Source organism: Loktanella atrilutea (assembly GCF_900128995.1).
Taxonomy (GTDB): domain Bacteria; phylum Pseudomonadota; class Alphaproteobacteria; order Rhodobacterales; family Rhodobacteraceae; genus Loktanella; species Loktanella atrilutea.
The window spans coordinates 245,333-264,595 of the sequence record NZ_FQUE01000003.1 but is presented as its reverse complement, the minus strand read 5'-3'; the positions used below and the strand labels follow the sequence as shown (position 1 = coordinate 264,595).

Here is a 19,263-nt window from a genome sequence, read left to right as displayed (position 1 = left end):
TCAAAGGTCGGGCAGGCCGGGCAGGACCTTGTCCATCGTGGCCGGCAGGTCGCGAACCCTCACGCCCGTCGCGTCGTGGATTGCGTTCAGAATGCAGGCGGCAGCGCCGCAGATCCCCAATTCGCCGATGCCCTTGGATTGCATAGGGTTGGCGTAGGGATCACGCTCTTCCAGAAAATTAACCGTTAATTGCGGCACGTCAGCGTTTACCGGGATGTGGTATTCACCCAGATCGCGATTGACGATGTGTCCGTCACGGGCGTCGTGGATCAGCTCTTCGGTCAGGGCCATACCAATGCCAAAGGTCATGCCGCCCAGACACTGGGACCGCGCGGTTTTCGCGTTCAGAATGCGCCCGGCGGCAAAGCTGCCGTGCATCCGACGGAGCCGCGTTTCGCCGGTGACTCGGTTGACACCGACCTCGCAGAAGAACGCGCCAAAGGTGGCCTGACGCACTTCCTTCATCGTCTTGCCGGGTTCGATCACGCCGGTCGACTCCATCGGGCTGCCACCGACAAGGTCAGACAGCGGTGTCTGCTTGTTGGCCGCCGTGGCGGTGCCGTCCCTGAGTGTCAGGTCCGCCTCGTCACAGCCAAGCTTCTTTGCGATCTCCTGCCGCAGCTTTTCGCAAGCCAGAAACACGGACGATCCGGCAGAGGAAGCCCCCCAGGAGCCACCCGATCCTGCCGATTTCGGCAGGTTGCTGTCGCCGAGACGCGTTTCGATCCGGTCCTGCGAGACGCCCAGCATCTCTCCGGCAATTTGTGTCAAAATTGCATAGGTCCCCGTGCCGATGTCGGTCATGTCGGTTTCAATCAAAACCGTGCCGTCGGGATTCAGGGTTACGCGGGCGTGGCTTTCACCGATCATGTTGACGCGCACGGCAGAGGACATGCCGTAGCCGATGAGCCACTCGCCATCCGTCTGGCCGGACGTGCGATCTTTCCAGCCAAACGTTTCCGCACCGTCGTCGAGGGCCGCCGCAAGTGTATGGGATGAAAAATCGCGTCCGTCGCTGGGGTCCTTTTCGGGAATGTTGCGCTTGCGCAGTTCGACAGGATCGATGCCCGTCTTCACGGCCAATTCGTCCATCGCGATTTCGAGGGCCGTAATCCCCACCGCCTCGCCCGGCGCGCGGACGGATCCGGCGCAGGTGGAGTTGATGCGCACGATTTCCATTCCGATCTCTCGGTTTTCACCGCGATAGAGAAATGGGGTTGCCTGCGTCACCGGCTCTGAAAAGCTCTCGTCCGGCAGTTGCGAAACGCGCGCGCGATGGCCAATCCCCGTCAGTTTGCCGTCTTTGTCAGCGGCAAGGCGAAAATGCTGCACAGTTTCCGACCGGCGCATGGTCGACTCGAAGACCTGTTGCCGCGACATTGCGACAGAAACGGGGGCCCCCAATTCGCGGGCGGCCAATGCGGCGGCGACCGCATCGGGCGAGATGCCCAGCTTGGACCCGAACCCGCCGCCGACGTAGGGCGACATCAGATGGACGTCATCCGCCGAAATGCCTACGGAGTCGGCAACTTCGTTGACGTTGTATTTGACCATCTGGGAGGTCGACCGCAGGATCAGCTTGTCGTCTTCCCACCATGCAATCGCGGCATGCGGCTCCATCGGCGCAGAGGTGTGACCGGGCGTAGTGTAGGTTTCCTCGACCGTATATGCCGCATCTTTCATTGCTGCATCGAGGTCGCCCATGCTGCTTTGCTGGTCGTCCGGCGTCTCGACCTTGGCGTCATCCGAATCCGGGCTAGTAACTGCGCTCTTTGCCGTCACTTGCAGTTCGAGCGACTGTGCACCGTGGCGCGCCTGCTCGAATGTCTCTGCCACCACGAGGGCGACGGGCTGTCCAAGATAATAGATCTCGGAACTGCCCTGCACCGGGGCTTCGTTGGCCGTGCCTTGCGCCGGGTTGCGGAGGAATTTATCGCCGTGCATCACCTTGCGGATCCCGGGCAGCTTTTCGATCGCAGCAGCGTCGATGCTGTCGAGCGTGCCACGTGCGATCGTCGCGCGGACCAAGACACCATGCAGCATGCCGGGCTGATGATCCTCGTGTGCGTAGGTTGCCGTGCCGGTGACTTTCAGCGGGCCTTCCGGGCGATCCATGCCCGTATGGATCAGGCCCTGCGCCATGTTGTCCAACCGGTTCCGGTTGTCAGGCTTGTCCATTTTCAGATGGGCGTTCATGCGACGTCCTTTCCGCAAAGTTCGTTGAGTGTCGCGATCAGGGTCCGCCGCGCCAATGGCACCTTGAACGCGTTGTCCTTCTTCGGATCAGCGTTCTTCAGAAGGATATCCGCGACGGCGTTGAAGGTCTCTTTCGTGGCAGGCTTGCCGATCAACGCGTTTTCCGCGTCTGCATCCCGCCATGGTTGCGGCGCGATGCCGCCAAAGGCCAGTGCCGCGTCCTTTACCGTATCCCCGTCCATCTCGATCCGAGCGGCGACGGAAACCATGGCAAACGCGTAGGATGCGCGGTCGCGCACCTTGCGGTAGGTCTGCGCCCCCTTGGGAGCGGCAGGCAGGATCACCGCGGTAATCAGATCCCCCTTGCGCAGGACGTTTTCGATATGCGGCGTGTCGCCGGGCAGAAGGTAGAAGTCGGACAAGGGCACATGCCGGGTTTCACCATTGGCAGCTTCGATTTCCACCACCGCAGCAAGTGCCCGCATGGCGACCGCCATGTCGCTGGGATGGGTTGCGATGCACTGATCGCTGCCGCCGAGGATCGCATGCAGACGGGTCGCGCCTTCCATGGCCTGGCAGCCCGTCCCTGGCTCTCGCTTGTTGCAGGGCATGGCGGTGTCGTAAAAATAATAGCACCGCGTCCGCTGCAGCAGGTTGCCGGCGGTCGTCGCCTTGTTACGCAGCTGACCAGATGCGCCCGCCAACAAAGCCTCGCTCAGCACCGGGTAATCGGTACGAACGCGCATGTCGGCCGCAAGGTCGGAGTTCGTGACCAGCGCACCGATGCGCAGGCCACCATCCGCTTCTGTGATCTGCTTCAGATCAAGGCGGTTGATGTCGATGAGCGCGTCAGGCTGCAGGACCTCCAGCTTCATCAGGTCCAGCAGGTTGGTGCCGCCGGCGATGATCGTGGCCCCCTGTCCCGCGGCAGATGTCGCATGGCCGGTATCCTCGGCGCGAATGTAGTCGAAAGGCTTCATGACTGGACCTTTCCGGCTGCGTCGCGAATGGCGTCGACGATGTTGGGATAGGCCGCGCAGCGGCACAAGTTGCCGGACATCCGTTCCGAGATTTCGGCTTCGGTCAGGTCGTAGGTTCCCGTAAGGCTGTCAGATACGTGGCTGGGCCATCCGTCCTTGACTTCTTGCAGCATCGCAGTGGCCGAACAAATCTGCCCGGGGGTGCAGTAACCGCACTGGTAGCCGTCGTGCTTGACGAAAGCAGCCTGCAGATCCGACAGATTGCCGGGCTGGCCCAGCCCCTCGATCGTCGTGATCTCATCACCGTCGTGCATGCACGCCAGCGACAGGCAGGAATTGATGCGACGGCCATTCACGATGACCGTGCAGGCGCCGCATTGCCCGTGGTCGCAGCCCTTCTTCGTGCCGGTCAGGTCAAGATGGTTGCGCAGGGCATCCAGAAGCGTCGTGCGGCTGTCCGCGTCGAGGTCATGGACCTCGCCATTGATCTTGAGGCTCGTCTTCATCGGGCCGTCCTTCGTGCTGGGAATATCGGTCTGGCGAACACCCGTTCACCGTCTGATCATCCAACACGCCGAAGTCCCCGCAGGTTCCCGGCGACCGCCGGTCTGCGTCAATCTGGCAGCATGTAATCCGTCAGGTGCAGATTGGGTGAGTCGAACCGTGCCGTCATCGCGACGGTCCCGGCCTGCATGGCGAAGAATGTCAGCGTCGCCAGCACGATGGCAGTTCCGGCACCCATCAGAAACGCGGTCATTTGTATGTCCTTCCCGTGCGTCCTTCGATCTGATCAAGCCAGATTTCGTGGTGTTCCTTTGCCCAGTTGCGGTCGACCCGACCGCCCCACATGGCCCAGAACGCGCCCTGCATGCCCACGGTACCGATGTAGATATGTCCGATGAAGATCGCGATCAGCAACAGCCCGATGATTGCATGGATCAGCATTGCCCAGGACAGCGTGCCGAGTGTCGCCCAGTAATAGGGGAACATCAGCGTGACGCCACTGGCGACCATCAGCGCGCCGCCGAGGATAGCCGACCAGAAGATCAGCTTTTGTCCGGCGTTGAACTTTTTGGCGGGGACATGGCCACCGTCCGTCGCCATGCCGCCCAGATGCCGCAACCAGTGCAGGTCACGCTTTTCCGGGATGTTGCGACCCATCCACATGACGGCCATCAGGATGATCCCGATCGCGAAGGAGGGGAAGAACATCATGTGGCCCCAGGTCGAAATCCAGCCAACCGCGCCCAAGGCAGCTTCGCCGAACGGGGCCAAAAGGGTCTTGCCGAAAGCGATGACCAGCCCTGTCAACGCCAACCCGATGAAGCTGACGGAAGTCAGCCAGTGGGTCGCACGTTCGAACAGCGTAAAGCGACGGACCGTGTGGTTGCTGCGCCCGTGGGCAATCGGTACGCGACCGCGGACGGCCAGGATCAATGCCAGCAGAAAGCCCATCCCGAGGATCGCCATCGCACCCAGATGCGTTGCGATATCGGCGACCCCCAGTCGCCAGTCGCGACCGAAAGGTCTCTCGAACAGTGCCGCGTTTGGATAAGGCAGTGAAGAAATTCCGCTGGTCCGCTGCGCCGGTCGCAACATCGTGCCGGTATCGTCGCCATAGATCGCCCAGCTTTGGGTCAGCTTGTCGCCGTTGTCCATCGGGGCGGTCGTCATCATCGTGTCAGGCACGACGCTGTAATCCGGACGCGCCTTTTCCGGAGAGGGTCCGGTTTGATAGCGTTCCGCCTGAAAGGTCGTCCGGTCGGCGAGTGCCACGCCGCTTAGCAGCCCACTGGCCGCATCCTGCGCCCCCATTTCCTTGCCGTTGTACTCCGTCACACCCCAACGGACTTCGGGCACCGTGCGGGCATCGCCGTCGAAGATCTCGAAGATCTGCCACGCCAGCGCAATCGCGAGGATGAAGGCAACGATGGCGCCGCCGATCCGGTAGCGGGTGAAGTCCCGCCCGTGAACAATGACCTCGTCGCTCATGCGCCCTGCTCCGGATAATATGCGGTTTTCCAGCCCCAGGCACCGGACCCGAAGCCTCGTGCGACGACGCGCTCGCGGTAAATCTCTCCGATGACGTCGCCGTCGCCGGCGAGCAGCGCGCGGGTCGAACAGACTTCGGCGCAGATCGGCAGTTTGCCTTCCGCAATGCGGTTACGGCCGTACTTCTTGAACTCCGCCTCGGACCCGTTCTCCTCGGGTCCGCCTGCGCAATAGGTGCATTTGTCCATCGTGCCGCGCGTGCCGAACAGCGTCGCGCGCGGGAACTGCGGCGCACCGAAGGGGCAGGCATAGAAGCAGTAACCGCACCCGATGCAGGTGTCCTTGTCATGCAGGACGACGCCGATATCAGTCTGGTAAAGCGTGCTGACCGGGCAGACCGCGACGCAGGGCGCATCAGTGCAGTGCATGCAGGAGATCGCGACCGATTTCTCGCCGGGCTGACCGTCATCGATGGTCACGACCCGTCGCCGGACCATGCCCCAAGGCACTTCATGCTCGTTCTTGCACGAAGTCGCGCAGGCGTTGCATTCGATGCAGCGGTCCGTGTCGCAAAGAAATTTCAAACGTGCCATCAGACAGCCTCGATCCGGCAGAGCGTTGCCTTTGTTTCTTGCATTTGTGTCACGATATCATACCCGTAGGTCTGAATCGTATTCGTCGCCTCGCCAAAGACGTAGGGTTCGGTACCTTTTGGATACTTGGGCGTCAGATCTTCGCCCATCCAGAAGCCTGCAAAGTGGAACGGCAGGAATACCGTTCCCTCTCCGACACGCGGTGTTACCAGCGCCTTGACCTTGATCCGTCCGTTGGGGGACGCGACCCAGCAATCGTTGCCGTCGGCCACACCGGCACGACCGGCGTCGGCTGGGTTGATCTCGACGAACATCTGCTGCTGGAACTCGGCCAGCCACTTGTTCGACCGGGTCTCGTCGCCGCCGCCCTCGTATTCCACGAGGCGACCGGAGGTCAGCTGGATCGGATAGTCCTTGGCGTAATCAATGTTCTGGATGCTTTCATACAGCACCGGCACACGCCATTTGCGCTGGTCTTCGTAGGTCTTGTACTCCGGCAGCAGGTCGCGGCGCGCCGTCAAAAGCGGTTCGCGGTGCTTTGGAATCGCGTCCGGGAAAGTCCAGACGACAGACCTTGCCTTACCATTGCCGTAGGGCGCCAGCCCGTGGGCGATCATCACGCGCTGGATGCCGCCGGACAGGTCGGTTTTCCAGTTCACGCCGCGCACCTGGCCAGCCAGATCGTTGCCGCCACCGTCGGCGTTGGACCCGTCGGGTTTCTGCGTGACCAGATAGGCGGCGATCGCCGTCAGGGCATTTTTCGGATAGCCGGGGAAATCGGCGCTGACGTCGTTCATCTGCGCTTTCATGCTGCCTTCGAACGCGCCAGACAGGTCGTCGAGCGCAACCTGCGCCGCTGCATCGTCCATGGCCAGCATGTCATGGGTGAACCGGTCTGCACCAATCGCGGCGATGATAAGCCGTTCGCGAGGGGTGAACTCGTCAGCCCATCCCAACGCCTCGATCATGCCGAGCGTGCCTTCAGGATAACCGTCCTGAATTTCGGAACCCGGCGTCCAGCTGTCCTCGGCCAGAAGGTTCTCACCGTCATGCTCCACCCCCCAGCGGGCGCGGAACGGCAGGCCGCCTTCGGCTACCGGTTCTGATGCGTCATAGAGGATCGGAGTACCCGGGTGCCCGTCCTTGGGATTGCCCCACGCCGGCCAGGGCAAACAGTAGTATTCACCCAGCACGGGTTCCGCCATGCCTTTCAGCGTAACGCTGTCGAACTTGTCCTGATGCTGCATGTGCAGCTTCAGCCGCTCCGGGCTTTGTGCAGTGTAGCCGATGGTCCAAGTGCCCGCATTGATCTCGCGCAGCATGTCCTCTGCAATCGGCTCGTTGTTCTGGACGCCGATGTGTTTGAACATCTCGTCCGCAAAACCGAATGCCTTGGCCAAAAGATAGGTAATCTCGTAATCCGACTTCGCCTCGAACAGCGGATCAAACACCTTGTCTCGCCACTGCAGGGACCGGCTGGAGTTCGTGACGGAGCCGTGAATCTCTGCCGTCGAGGAGGCGGGCAGGAGATAGACGTTGTCCTGCTTGTTCGACATGATCGCGACTTGCGTCGGATGCGGGTCGACCACGCAAAGAACGTCGACCTTGTCCAGCGCCTCGCGCTGCTCTGGCCCGCGGGTGATGGAGTTGGCGGCATGGCCCCAGAAGATCATGCCCTTGACCGGGCTGGGTTGGTCAAGGTTATCTGCGGGTTCGAGAATGGCATCCATGTAGCGCGACAGAGGCATCCCCTCGGCCTGCATCAGGTCCTGGCTACCAAACCGGCCCTTCATCCACTCATAGTCCACGTCCCAGACGCGGCACCAGTGCTTCCACGCTCCGCCACTCAGGCCATAGTAGGCTGGCAGCGTATCGCAGGACACACCAAGATCGGTAGCACCCTGCACATTGTCATGGCCGCGGAAGATGTTCGCCCCGCCGCCCTTCTTGCCGATGTTGCCCAGAACGAGCTGCAAGATGGATGCCGCGCGGGTCTTGGAGCTGCCGACGGTGGACTGGGTCAGGCCCATGCACCAGATCAATGTACCGGGGCGGTTTTCGGCCAGCGTCCTGGCCACGCGGGCGGTCTGTTCTGCCGGGATGCCGGAGACGCGCTCGACCTCTTCCAGAGTCCAGCGCTCGACCTCTTCCCTGATCTGATCCATGCCCCAGACGCGGCTTTTGATGTATTCCTTGTCTTCCCACCCGTTGGCGAAAATTTCCCGCACCAGACCCAGCATGAAGCCGATGTCGGCACCCGGCCGAATGCGCACGTATTCATCGGCATGAGCGGCAGTGCGCGTGAAGCGGGGATCGACGACGATCATCTTGCCGCCGTTCTCGCGCCCGGCCAGCACATGCAGCATCGACACGGGGTGCGCCTCGGCGGGGTTGCCGCCGATGATGAGGATCGACTTCGAATTGCGGATGTCGTTGAACGTGTTCGTCATGGCGCCGTAGCCATAGATGTTGGCCACGCCGGCGACGGTAGTCGAATGACAGATCCGCGCCTGATGATCGACGTTGTTCGTCCCCCAGAACGCTGCCAGCTTGCGGAACAGGTAGCTCTGCTCGTTCGAGAATTTGGCAGAACCCAGCCAGTAGACGGAATCCGGTCCGAACTCGTCGCGAATCCCGTTCAGCTTTTCGCCAAGCTCGCTGATCGCCTGATCCCAGCTGATCCGGGTCCACTCGCCTGCGACTTTCTTCATCGGATACTTCAGACGGCGATCGCCCACGGCGATTTCGCGCATGGCAGCACCCTTGGCGCAATGCGTGCCTTGGTTGATCGGCGATTCAAAGGCCGGCTCCTGCCCGACCCAGACCCCGTTCTCGACCTCTGCCCAAAGGGAGCAGCCGACCGAGCAGAACTGGCAGATCGTCTTGTGATACGTGGTCGACATGGGCGGCGTAGCGGGAGCTGCCTGGGCCTGGACGACGCGGCCTGCGCTGCTGCCGATGGCGCCCAGCGCAAGGCCGGCCAGGCCCGAGTTGCGCAGGAATTCACGGCGGGTGCCGCCCGTGCGGGGCGTCGGGGCGGTCGGTGTCGTTGTACGGCGGCGCAACATCACAAGGTCTTCCTGTTGGGGATCAGCTGCGGGACAGCCGGTAGTAGGTGGCGACGTGGTCCGTTGTCACGAACTGCGGCTGACGGGGATCGACGGATAGCGGCGCAGGGACCGCCGCCTCTGCCGCGCCTGCCCCGAGAGCCAGGCTGACCGAGGCCAAGGGCACACCCGCGAGGAAGCGGCGACGGATCGGATCGGGGTTGTCGGACATGGGTCTCACCGTTTTGGGTAGGGTCAAGTCTATAGCAACGAGACAAAGCGGCAAGGTCAAACCCACGGCCATGCCACCCGAACTTGATCTGACGCAGGTCGAATAATCACGAAACGTCTTGGCAAGACGAGGAAATTGCCGTCGGTCGCCTGCGACCCGGGGCAATCCGTCACGCCCTGCTGGCAAGCTATAGCATCTCAGCCGCGCCAGTTCGAAGCCACCCACGCTCAGGTCCTGTGCGGCTGGGCATCACATGAGGGACTGTGCCTTACGGGTAACTTGGGCTAGAAATCCGCCATGCCGATACAGCGTTTACCTACCATTTCGCACAGCGTCCCCGGATCGCCCGAACGCACGGGGGTTCCGCACAGTGTTTAACGCCAGCCTGTCGCGCTACATCTGGGAGCACACCCGGCGGCAGCAGCTTTGGATCCTGGCGATCGTCGCGCTGTCGATGATCCCCTACTACATGGCTTTCAGCCTGCCGAAAACGATCGTCAACGGCCCCATACAGGGCGACGGGTTCGAGACAGCGGATGCCACGCAGACCTTTCTAAGGATCGCTTTGCCACTTCCGGGGGCCGATGTCCTTGTTCTCTTTCAAGGCATCACCCTCGACAGGGTCCACATGCTCTTTGCGCTCAGTGGCGTGTTCCTGCTGCTCGTCATCGTCAACGGACTCTTCAAGTTCTACATCAATGCCTACAAGGGCAAGCTGGGAGAACGCCTGCTGCGCCGGATCCGGTATGCCCTTGTCGATCACGTGCTGCGGTTCCCTCCGGCCACGTTCAAGTTTCTGAAAAGCCCCGAGATCGCCAGCATGATCAAGGACGAGGTGGAGCCGATGGGCGGCTTCACCGGCGATGCCTTCGTTTCGCCAGCGCTGCTGGGCGGTCAGGCCCTGACGGCTTTGGCCTTTATCTTTGCGCAAAACCTGATGCTGGGAGGCATTACCGCCGCCCTGATCGGCGCGCAGATCCTGATTATTCCGCGGATGCGCCGCCGCCTGCTGGTCTTGGGTCGTGAACGCCAACTGACCGCGCGACAGCTGTCGGGCCGGGTCGGAGAGATCGTGGAAAGCATCGGAACCATTCACGCCAACGACACCACCAATTTCGAAAGGGCCGACATCTCGGCCCGGCTGGGGCGGATCTTCACGATCCGTTATGATATCTATCAGTGGAAATTCCTGGTCAAATTCATCAACAACTTCCTCGCGTCCCTCGCGCCTTTCATCTTCTACAGCCTTGGCGGTTATCTGGCCCTGACCGGGCATCTGGACATCGGGCAGCTTGTCGCGGTGATCGGTGCCTATTCGAACCTTCCGGGACCGATGAAAGAGCTGATCGACTGGGACCAGAACCGGCAGGATGTCGAGATCAAGTACCAGCAGGTAATCGGCCAATTCGCCGTCGACAACATGATCGCTTCGGATTTGCATACGGCGCGCCGCACCGCCGAACCGCTGGACACGCCGCTGGCCGCAATCGGTGTCCGGGTGATGGACGACGGCGGTGTCGTCAGCCTCGATCACACGGATTTCACGCTCGAACCGGGAGAGGCGCTTGCTGCCATCGGACCCGCCGGGTCCGGCAGCGAGACCTTCGCAGAGCTTTTTGCCCGGCAGGTCTGGCCAAGCAGCGGACGGATCGTGGCCGGACAATCGAACATCCTCGCGCTGCCAGAGGCCGTCACCGGTCGATCGATCAGTTATGCTGGCGGCGACGCCGTGCTGTTGTCCGGCAGCCTGCTGGACAACCTGACCTATGGCCTGCGCAACAGTCCGCCCGATCCGGACGGCCGTGCACCGTCCCCGTCCCGCCGCTGGCAACTGCAGGAGGCGAGACGATCCGGCAACCCAGATTACGACCGCGATGCCGACTGGATCGATTACGACGCGCTCGACTTGACCGGGCCGGAGAGTCTGACCAGGCACCTGCTAGAGGTGCTGGATTGCGTCGACATGACCCGCGACATGCAGGACCTTGCCCTTAATTCGACCGTGTCGGAACGCGACTACCCGGACCTAGCCGGCCGTATCGTTGCCATTCGTGGCCAGTTGCGGACGGAACTGGAACAGGGCGGGCTTGCGGAACTGATCGTGCCGTTCGCCATCGAGGCCTACAATACTGAGGCGACCATTCTTGAAAACCTGCTGTTCGGTCGCCTGCGCCCGAACAGTGCCTTGTTGGATCCATCAGAGCGCACCGCGTTCTTTCGGCGCCTTCTGCAGCAGGCCGGTCTTTACGATCGCCTTTGCGATGCAGGAGTCGAGATCGCACGGAACGTGATCGGACTGTTCGCGGATCTTCCCCCCGATCATCCGTTCTTTCGCCAGATGACCTTCATGTCGCCGGACGACATACCGACCTATCAGGCATTACTGCTGAAATTCGACAAATCCGGTGGTGTGCCAACCGAACAGGACCGGACGATGATGGTCGGTCTCGCCTTCGAATACATCGAACCGCGTCACCGCTTCGGCTTGCTGGACACGGACCTGATGGCCGAAATCGTTGCTTTCCGGCGCTTCTTTCACAATGCAATCCCGGATCATCTGAGGCCGGTCATAGAGATCTACGACGCCGGGCGATTCACCGACTCCGCGACATTGATGGACAACATCCTCTTTGGCAGGGTCAGCCAGAAATATCGCGACGGCGCGGATCAGGTCAGGTCCGCGATCCTCGATCTACTGCAGCGGCAGGGCGTCTTCGCCGAGGTACTGACCATCGGCCTTGGTTTTGATGTCGGCACCGGCGGCCGCAGACTGAGCGCAGGACAGCGTCAAAAGGTCGCCTTGGCCCGCGCCCTCGTGCGACCATCGGATTATTACATCTTCAATCGCCCCCTGACGGCGCTGGACAACCGGTCGCAGGATCTGGTGCTGACGCGCGTCCTGAGCCGCCTGCGAAATGCCGACCGCGCCCCTGCCGTCCTTTGGACCCTATCCAACCCACAGATGGCGCGCCATTTCGACCGGATCGCCGTCTTCGAAGCCGGCAAACTGGTCGAGGTCGGCACGCCGACAGCACTCGAGGAAAGTAACGGTATCTTCAGCGATATGATCGCGTCATAATACCTGCAACAGTCCACCATGAAAGCGGGAGAAACCTGCGCGTGCTGCTGAACGATGAAGTCAAGATGCTTCGGCAGGTGCCGATCTTCGCCGGCATGGCGGCGGCCAAACTGCGGCTTCTAGCCTATACCTCTGACCGGGTTGCCTATCGAAGCGGCGAGGTATTGTTCCATCAGGGCGATGATGGCGATGCCGCCTATGTCATCCTGCAGGGTCAGGCGGATGTGATGGTGACGACCCCGCAAGGGGAACTGCGCGTGGCCCAGGTCGCAGAGAACGCAATGGTGGGCGAGATCGCGATTCTTTGCGACGTAGCCCGTACCGCGACTGTCCGGGCCGTCACCCCGGTCGAAGCCTTGCGCATCAGCAAGGAGAACTTCGTGAAGCTGCTGATGGACTTCCCCGAGATGACGCTGGAGATCGTGCGCGTCCTTGCCGCACGTCTGAGCGACACGACCGCGACGCTATCCGCGGAACTGGCCGCAGCGCGTCACAGCGCAAACCATTCGATCCATTGATACGGACTGCGCCAGAGGCCGGACGCAGCCATCGCCGACATGACTGACCCCTTTTACCTGAAGGTCTGGGGCGCACGGGGCAGCATGCCGATGGCGACGGCACAGACCGCCGTTTTTGGCGGCAACACCATGTGCATGGAACTGCGGTGCGGCGACCGGGTGCTGCTGTTCGATGCAGGCTCCGGTCTGCCCGTCGCGGGCCGCACGATGCTCGACGACGGGCATCGGGACATCGACCTCTTTTTCACTCACTGTCACTACGATCACATCGTGGGCCTTCCGTTCTTCCGACCGTTCTTCGACTCTGAACGAACGATCCGCATCTGGTCAGGGCTTGCCGATGGCACGCCGACACGGACAATGTTGACCGATTTCATGCGTCGCCCGTTCTTTCCGGTTGGACCGGAAGTGTTCACGGCGCAGATCGAGACGCACGATTTTCGCCCCGGCGACACACTGCCGCTTGCGCCGGGACTTTCGATCCAGACGGCCCTGCTCAGTCATCCAGGCGGCGCAACAGGATATCGGGTGACCTATGGCGCGCGGGTCATCGCGCTGGTCTTCGATACCGACCATACGCCCGGGACGCTGGACCCCGTGGCACTGGAGCTTATGGCTGGTGCCGATCTGTGTTTGTACGATGCCACCTTTACTGACGCGGAGTTTCCTAGCCATAGCGGTTTCGGCCATTCGACATGGCAACAGGGACTGCGACTGGCGCAGGCTGCCGGTGCGGCACGGATCGGCTTTGTCCATCACGCGACATTCCGCAGCGATGCCGATCTTCTTGTGATGGAGGCGGAGGCGCAGGCAGAGTTTCCCGGCGCCTTCTTCGCTCGCGATTTTCAGATCGTCGACGTCTAACGTGAGGCCAAAAGATCCTGCAGGATCGCTGCCGTCCGCGCGGCACCATCCGTTTTCGCGAACGTCGTCGCGGCGGAAGGGTCCTGCGCCAGCGCACGGTCCATCGCGATGGCCATTGAATGGCCATCCGTCTCTGCTTCGGACAGAATGACGGCGCGACCGGCGCGACTCAGCAGCGTCGCGCGCTGGGTCTGTTCCGTCTCGCCACCCGAAGCGAAGGGCACAAGCAAGGCGCGGCACCCTGCCTGCAGGATATCGGCGACGGTATTGTAGCCCGCTTGGGAAATCGACAGACGCGCTGAAGCCAGCACAGCCGCAAAATCCGTCCGAAATCGTGCAACCGTGACGTTGTCAGATGCCGACTGAATCAAGGCGTCGTAATCCGCCTGCGGCAGGTTCGGTCCAGTGATGACAAGGCAGGCACCCAGCGCAGGCCTCAGCCGGATGGCCGCAACGGCGGCCTGCACAAGTGTCGCACCGACCGCACCGCCGCCGGCAGAGACGACGACATCGAACCTCTCTGCCGATGGCCGCGGCGCCGGCTGGCAGACCAGCCCTGTATGCATCACGCGATCCGCGATCTGAGAAGTCAGCGGGAATGAATCCGAGAGGGCGGCGAAGGCGGGATCGCCATGCACCAGAACCCTGTCATAGTGATTGCGAATCAGGTCGACCGTTTCCTGATCCCGTTGTGGCTTCGCTCGGGCCTGAAGGATGTCGCGGACCGATGCCATCAACAACGGTCTTGGCCGTGCGGCGGAAATAGCGTCGAGCAACGGCAGCAATTCGAACCGCATCTGGCGGCGACCGAATGGAAATGCCTCCGTTATGACGACATCAGGCCGCGCCGATGCAAAGGCCTCAAGTAGCAGATCGCGACGATGCGCCAACTCATCCGCGTCAGCGGGCTGACCGCTGGCATTGACAAGCCCCGAGAAACCTCCTTCGCCGATCGCAAGCGCTGGCAGTGCAACGTGATGCACACCGGCACCCGGAAAACCCGGGACCGGCATGCCACCCGTCACCATCGTCACCTCCATGCCTGCCTCGACCATTGCCTGCGCAATACGGCTGGCCCGCGCCAAATGGCCGATGCCAAGCAGGTGTTGTACATAGAAGAAGGCGCGGATGGCCGTCATGGCCGCGCACCGCCGGATTCAAACAGACACGTTAACTGCGCAACACTGTTACGATAGTCGAAGTGCTGACGCACCTTTGCCGCGACGGCTGCACCCTTTGCTGCACGCAGGTCCGGTCGCGTGATCGCCTCTTGCAAGGTCAGGGCGAGCGCGGCGGGGTCTTCCGATGGCACGAGCCAGCCGAGGGAAGGATCGGAGATCAGTTCGGGAATGCCCGACAGATCGCTTGCAACGCAGGCGAGAGTCTGGCTTGCGGCCTCGACCAGCACGTTGGGCAGGCCGTCGCGGTCGCCGTCGGCGGTGATCCGGCTGGCAAGCACGAAGACATCTGCTGCGCGGTAGGCAGCCAGCACCTCGCTCTGATCGACGGCACCGCGCCACCGGCACCGGTCGGCAATGCCCAGATCTTTTGCAAGCGCCTGCAACATTTGCAGATCCCCGCCACCGCCCATGTGATCGAAGGTCCAGTACAGGTCGCCGGGCAGCTGCGCCAATCCTCGAAGCAGCACATCATAGCCTTTTTTCGGCACAGCGCGCCCGACGCTGACCAGTCGCACGGGGTCCGCACGATCTTGTCCGTCGCGCAGTTCACGTCGGGCCTCGAAGGGCGGGAAGCGATTAAGGTTAAGGCCATGATAACTCAGGTGCACGCGCGCCGGCTCGCGCGCCAGACCCTGCAGATGGGCAAACCCGCTGGCCGTGCAGGTGACCGCCCAGCGCGCCCTCGCTAACTTTCCGCGCAGGTCCCACGCGGCTTGGGTCCAGATGTCCTTGGCATGGGCAGAGACGGACCAATCCATTCCCATGATCCGCGCCGCGTAATCCGTGACAGACGCCGGCGTATGGATAAAATGCGCGTGAAGCAAAGCATTCTTGGACGGCCATTCGCGCACGAGGACAGCGGCCTGTCCAAGACGGCGCAACCGGTTCCGGCTGGGATCGCGCAAGAAATCTCGCACGACAGCTGGAAGCAACCGCCAGAACCTTGCCCGCCGGGCAGTCGCCACAAGGCCACGCAACACGCGCAGGGGTTCATGATGCAGGTATTCGGGCAGATAAAGCAGGTCTGCTTGCATCTCGTCATGGACGGCATGCCGTTTCCGGTCCGTCGGGTGGCGAAGCGACACGATGGTCAGCTTATATCCAGCAAGCTCCAGCCCGCGCAGTTCTTGTGCAATGAAGGTTTCCGACAGGCGCGGATAGCCTTTGACGACGACAACCAACCGCTGTTGCGTCACCGCCCGAGCTCCTTGCCGACGAGGTCCGAGATGTTGTGCAGCCCGTCCAGCGTCAAGCCGTCCCACCCCTCCGATGGCCGCTTGCGGTGCGGTAGGCGGCGCAGCGCTTCTGCCATGCGGGCCGGATCGGCCGCATCGCCGGGCAGCAGCATGTCGACCATCCCCAGTTCTGCAGCACGACTGGCACGAAGCAGTTGCTCCTCTCTCGGCGCGATCCGCGGCACGATGAGGGCGGGTTTGTCGAAGGAGAGAATTTCGCAGAAGGTATTGTAGCCCCCCATGGCGACGACGGACTGCGCGTTTGCGGTCAACTCCTCCATCCGGGGGTCGAAGTCGATGACATCCACATGTGGAAAGGCGGTCCCCCGCTGGGTGAACCCAGCCCGCAGGTCTGCTGTCATGTAGGGGCCCAGCACGATCAGCGTACGTGTGGTCAACGTGGGGTCGTGCTCGAAAGCGCGCAGCACGTTTTCGATCAGGTCGGCCCCGTCGCCGCCACCGCCGGTGGTAACAAGGATGTAGTCGCCATCCGGCTGATGTTGCGACGGCTGATCGCCGCGCGCGCTGCGCTGCAGGAACCCCACGAAATCCATCCGGTCGTGCACGCCAGGCGGGACATCGAGGCCGCTGAGCGGGTCATGGAAATCCGGCGGCCCGTAGACCCAGATATGATCGAAGTAGCGGTCAATCTTGGACAGCATGTCGCTGTGCTTCCATTCGGCCTCCAACAGGTGGGGTGCATCCATTACGTCGCGTAGGCCTAGCACCAACGTCGTGCCGCGCTCCTTCAGGAACGCCAGTGTCTCCTCGACCTCGCCGCGCAGACCCATCGGTTCCTTGTCGACAATGAAGATGTCGGGGCGGAAGGACTCCGCCGTGTGCCGGATGATCGACCGACGCATGTGGATCGTATCGGCCAGATCGATATGTTCCGACATCGTGGCGTATTCGCCGTTGCGCAGCTTGATCACGCTGGGAATTTTTACGAAATCGACACGCGCCCGGTAATCGAACGCGCCGGCGATCTGAGAGCCGGAGATGATCAGCACCATCATGCCGCGGTGATCCTGCACCAGCGCTTGCGCAATGGCGCGGCAGCGGCGCAGGTGGCCAAGGCCAAAGGTATCATGGCTGTACATCAGGACGCGATGGTTGCGGTTCCGGTCTGGCATCGCGGATATCCTGTCTGGGACGCTGAAAAGGCGGTTAGTGATAAGGATCAGCGGCGTCGCGTAACCCGTCACCCAGAAAATTGAAAGCCAGAACGACCAGTATCACGGGAAGGACCGGAAAGATCAGCCAGGGATAGATGGCAACGATGTTCACGCTGCGCGCCTCGGTCAGCATGGTACCCCAGCTGGTGATCGGCGGTCGCAGACCGATCCCGAGAAAACTCAGTGCGGTTTCCCCGAGGATCATGCCGGGGATGGTCAGCGTCGCCGAGGCAATCAGGTGAGACATGAACCCCGGCACCATGTGTCGCCCGATGATCCGGCCGGTGCCTGCCCCCATCAGCCGCGCGGCAAGCACATAATCTTCTTCGCGCAGGGACAGCAGCTTGGACCGCACGGCCCGTGCCAGACCGGTCCAGTCCAAAAGTCCAAGGATCAGCGTAATGCCGACATAGACCAGCAGCGGGCTCCATGTTACCGGAATGATCGCCGCCAGCGCCATCCAAAGCGGGATCGACGGGATGGACTGCAGCACCTCTGTCACGCGCTGCACGGCGGCATCGAACCAGCCGCCGTGATAGCCTGCGAGCCCACCTATCACGATGCCCAGCACAAGGCTCATGGTTACGCCCAGCAGCCCGATGGTCAGCGATATCCGGGCGCCATACATCATCCGCGATAGCACATCGCGCCCAAGGCGATCGGTGCCAAGGGCAAAGAAGGTGCCGCCTTCGGCCGGGCAGACAAGGTGCAGGCTGGCTGGAATCTGACCCCAGAACAGATAGGGATCGCCGCGGCAAAAGAAGCGCAGCCTGTCGACGCGGCTGCCCGTCTCGTCATAGACGCGGCGTAAATTATCCATGTCGAGCGTCATGTGACGCCCGTAGACGAACGGCCCGACGAAGGCGCCCTCGTGAAAAAGGTGCACCTGCTGTGGCGGTTCGTAGATGTCGTCCAGATGCCGGGTGTCCTGATGATAGGGCGCGAGGAACTCAACAAAGATTGTGCTGGTATAAAGGAGCAGGAGGAAAACCAGCGAAACGACCGCGATGCGGTGCCTGCGGAACTGCCACCACATCAGGCGTAGTTGCGACGCCTCTGCCACCGCGGCCGCGCCGGCGTCATCGAGGTTCGGATCGAAAGGTGCATCGGACACGTAATGCGCGAGCGGCGCTCCCGGGTCGGGCAGGCCATCGGCCCGTGGCGGTGCGGTCATTTCGCAGTCCCCCGGCCGAGGCGGATCCGCGGATCGAGCAGCGCCAGCGCAATGTCCGACACGAGCACGCCCAGCACCGTCAGCACCGCGAGAAACATCAGGAACGACCCTGCCAGATACATGTCTTGGCTTTGCAGCGCGCGGATCAGCATCGGTCCGGTGGTTTCAAGCGACAACACGATGGCAGTGACCTCGGCGCCGGAAATCATGGCGGGCAGGATCGAACCGATATCGGCGATGAAAAAGTTCAGGGCCATCCGCAGCGGGTATTTGCGGAGCACCCTCCCCGGTGACAGCCCCTTGGCCCGTGCAGTCGCGACATAGGGCTTGCGCAGTTCGTCCAGCAGGTTGGCCCGCAGTCGCCGGACCATACCCGCGGTGCCAGCCATGCCGATGATGACCACGGGAATCCAGATGTGCGACAGGATCGACCGGACCTTGTCCCAGTTCATCGGCGCATCGACATAGGCGCTGTCCATCAGGTTGCCGATCGACAGCCCGAACCAGACATTGGCGAAATACATCATGATCAGCGCCAGCATGAAGTTGGGCACCGCGACCCCCATCAGGCCAAGGAACGTCAGACCGTAGTCACCCCAGCTGTACTGATGCGTGGCGGAATAGATGCCGATGGGAAAGGCGACGGCCCATGTGAAGATGATCGTAACGAACGACAGGATGAAGGTCAGCCACAGGCGGTCACCCACAACATCACTGACCGGCAGGCGATAAGCGAAACTGTAACCGAAATCGCCGTGCAGCATGCCGCCGACCCAGCGGACATAACGCACGTACTGCGGCTGGTCGAAGCCGTAGCGATCCCGCAGCATCTCGATTTCGTCCAGATCCGCCTGCTCGCCCAGCGCCTGAAGCTCTGCAACGTAGCTTTCGAAATAATCCCCCGGCGGCAGTTCGATGATGATGAAGACCAGCATCGAAATCAGGATCAGCGTCGGGATCATCGTCACGACCCGCCGCAGGATGTAGCGCACCATTC

At 62.0% G+C, this 19,263-nt stretch carries 16 protein-coding genes; 3 read left to right on the top strand and 13 right to left on the bottom strand.

The window, feature by feature from the left end; translation table 11 throughout:
- The 8 genes from BUA54_RS09045 to BUA54_RS09015 form a co-directional block, all read right to left on the bottom strand.
- Positions 1–2,196 carry a xanthine dehydrogenase family protein molybdopterin-binding subunit gene (locus BUA54_RS09045; protein WP_072856917.1) on the bottom strand — a complete coding sequence of 732 codons (2,196 nt, stop codon included), beginning with the start codon at positions 2,194–2,196 and terminating at the stop codon, positions 1–3.
- Positions 2,193–3,176: an FAD binding domain-containing protein gene (locus BUA54_RS09040; RefSeq protein ID WP_072856916.1), complete on the bottom strand. Its 984-nt coding sequence runs from the start codon at positions 3,174–3,176 to the stop codon at positions 2,193–2,195. Before BUA54_RS09040 ends, BUA54_RS09045 begins: the two co-directional genes overlap by 4 nt.
- Complete coding sequence (locus BUA54_RS09035) at positions 3,173–3,682, bottom strand: 2Fe-2S iron-sulfur cluster-binding protein (RefSeq protein WP_072856915.1); 510 nt, start codon at positions 3,680–3,682, stop codon at positions 3,173–3,175. The genes BUA54_RS09040 and BUA54_RS09035 overlap by 4 nt, the downstream gene beginning before the upstream one ends.
- Before the next feature lie 107 nt (positions 3,683–3,789).
- Positions 3,790–3,933 (bottom strand): hypothetical protein, encoded by a 144-nt coding sequence (locus BUA54_RS21215; protein WP_178352731.1) that lies wholly within the window; start codon positions 3,931–3,933, stop codon positions 3,790–3,792.
- Complete coding sequence (locus BUA54_RS09030) at positions 3,930–5,168, bottom strand: formate dehydrogenase subunit gamma (RefSeq protein ID WP_072856914.1); 1,239 nt, start codon at positions 5,166–5,168, stop codon at positions 3,930–3,932. The genes BUA54_RS21215 and BUA54_RS09030 overlap by 4 nt, the downstream gene beginning before the upstream one ends.
- Positions 5,165–5,761, bottom strand: coding sequence for a formate dehydrogenase FDH3 subunit beta (fdh3B, locus tag BUA54_RS09025; RefSeq protein ID WP_072856913.1), 597 nt, complete (start codon positions 5,759–5,761; stop codon positions 5,165–5,167). Before fdh3B ends, BUA54_RS09030 begins: the two co-directional genes overlap by 4 nt.
- Positions 5,761–8,829 carry a formate dehydrogenase subunit alpha gene (locus BUA54_RS09020; protein WP_072856912.1) on the bottom strand — a complete coding sequence of 1,023 codons (3,069 nt, stop codon included), beginning with the start codon at positions 8,827–8,829 and terminating at the stop codon, positions 5,761–5,763. Before BUA54_RS09020 ends, fdh3B begins: the two co-directional genes overlap by 1 nt.
- Before the next feature lie 22 nt (positions 8,830–8,851).
- Positions 8,852–9,040 carry a hypothetical protein gene (locus tag BUA54_RS09015; protein ID WP_072856911.1) on the bottom strand — a complete coding sequence of 63 codons (189 nt, stop codon included), beginning with the start codon at positions 9,038–9,040 and terminating at the stop codon, positions 8,852–8,854.
- 370 nt (positions 9,041–9,410) lie between these two features.
- Between BUA54_RS09015 and BUA54_RS09010 the strand changes: the two genes are divergently transcribed.
- Genes BUA54_RS09010 through BUA54_RS09000 form a run of 3 tightly spaced genes read left to right on the top strand, consistent with a single transcriptional unit; the run spans position 9,411 to position 13,501 of the window.
- Entirely contained in the window at positions 9,411–12,119 is a 2,709-nt protein-coding gene (locus tag BUA54_RS09010; RefSeq protein WP_072856910.1) for an ABC transporter transmembrane domain-containing protein, read from the top strand.
- Positions 12,120–12,160: 41 nt separating this feature from the next.
- Positions 12,161–12,637: a Crp/Fnr family transcriptional regulator gene (locus tag BUA54_RS09005; RefSeq protein WP_072856909.1), complete on the top strand. Its 477-nt coding sequence runs from the start codon at positions 12,161–12,163 to the stop codon at positions 12,635–12,637.
- Positions 12,638–12,676: 39 nt separating this feature from the next.
- On the top strand, positions 12,677–13,501 hold the full coding sequence (locus BUA54_RS09000; protein WP_072856908.1) for an MBL fold metallo-hydrolase: 825 nt from the start codon (positions 12,677–12,679) through the stop codon (positions 13,499–13,501).
- Here the strand turns inward: BUA54_RS09000 and BUA54_RS08995 are convergent.
- The 5 genes from BUA54_RS08995 to BUA54_RS08975 are packed head-to-tail and all read right to left on the bottom strand — an operon-like array spanning position 13,498 to position 19,261.
- On the bottom strand, positions 13,498–14,640 hold the full coding sequence (locus BUA54_RS08995) for a glycosyltransferase family protein (RefSeq protein ID WP_072856907.1): 1,143 nt from the start codon (positions 14,638–14,640) through the stop codon (positions 13,498–13,500). The genes BUA54_RS09000 and BUA54_RS08995 overlap by 4 nt on opposite strands.
- Positions 14,637–15,878: a glycosyltransferase family 4 protein gene (locus BUA54_RS08990; protein WP_072856906.1), complete on the bottom strand. Its 1,242-nt coding sequence runs from the start codon at positions 15,876–15,878 to the stop codon at positions 14,637–14,639. Before BUA54_RS08990 ends, BUA54_RS08995 begins: the two co-directional genes overlap by 4 nt.
- Entirely contained in the window at positions 15,875–17,050 is a 1,176-nt protein-coding gene (locus BUA54_RS08985) for a glycosyltransferase family protein (RefSeq protein ID WP_072856905.1), read from the bottom strand. Before BUA54_RS08985 ends, BUA54_RS08990 begins: the two co-directional genes overlap by 4 nt.
- A gap of 34 nt (positions 17,051–17,084) precedes the next feature.
- Positions 17,085–18,266, bottom strand: coding sequence for an ABC transporter permease (locus BUA54_RS08980; protein WP_072856904.1), 1,182 nt, complete (start codon positions 18,264–18,266; stop codon positions 17,085–17,087).
- A complete protein-coding gene (locus BUA54_RS08975) occupies positions 18,263–19,261 on the bottom strand; it encodes an ABC transporter permease (RefSeq protein WP_072856903.1) in 999 nt (332 codons plus the stop codon). The genes BUA54_RS08980 and BUA54_RS08975 overlap by 4 nt, the downstream gene beginning before the upstream one ends.
- Positions 19,262–19,263: the final 2 nt, after the last annotated feature.

Bases quoted from the DNA above. Each gene is read 5' to 3' on its own strand.
- BUA54_RS09020 (WP_072856912.1), bottom strand. From the start codon at position 8,829: ATGTTGCGCCGCCGTACAACGACACCGACCGCCCCGACGCCCCGCACG.
- BUA54_RS08985 (WP_072856905.1), bottom strand. From the start codon at position 17,050: ATGCCAGACCGGAACCGCAACCATCGCGTCCTGATGTACAGCCATGAT.
- BUA54_RS09030 (WP_072856914.1), bottom strand. From the start codon at position 5,168: ATGAGCGACGAGGTCATTGTTCACGGGCGGGACTTCACCCGCTACCGG.
- BUA54_RS09040 (WP_072856916.1), bottom strand. From the start codon at position 3,176: ATGAAGCCTTTCGACTACATTCGCGCCGAGGATACCGGCCATGCGACA.
- fdh3B (WP_072856913.1), bottom strand. From the start codon at position 5,761: ATGGCACGTTTGAAATTTCTTTGCGACACGGACCGCTGCATCGAATGC.
- BUA54_RS09045 (WP_072856917.1), bottom strand. From the start codon at position 2,196: ATGAACGCCCATCTGAAAATGGACAAGCCTGACAACCGGAACCGGTTG.
- BUA54_RS21215 (WP_178352731.1), bottom strand. From the start codon at position 3,933: ATGACCGCGTTTCTGATGGGTGCCGGAACTGCCATCGTGCTGGCGACG.
- BUA54_RS09035 (WP_072856915.1), bottom strand. From the start codon at position 3,682: ATGAAGACGAGCCTCAAGATCAATGGCGAGGTCCATGACCTCGACGCG.
- BUA54_RS08995 (WP_072856907.1), bottom strand. From the start codon at position 14,640: ATGACGGCCATCCGCGCCTTCTTCTATGTACAACACCTGCTTGGCATC.
- BUA54_RS08975 (WP_072856903.1), bottom strand. From the start codon at position 19,261: ATGGTGCGCTACATCCTGCGGCGGGTCGTGACGATGATCCCGACGCTG.
- BUA54_RS09000 (WP_072856908.1), top strand. From the start codon at position 12,677: ATGACTGACCCCTTTTACCTGAAGGTCTGGGGCGCACGGGGCAGCATG.
- BUA54_RS08980 (WP_072856904.1), bottom strand. From the start codon at position 18,266: ATGACCGCACCGCCACGGGCCGATGGCCTGCCCGACCCGGGAGCGCCG.
- BUA54_RS09015 (WP_072856911.1), bottom strand. From the start codon at position 9,040: ATGTCCGACAACCCCGATCCGATCCGTCGCCGCTTCCTCGCGGGTGTG.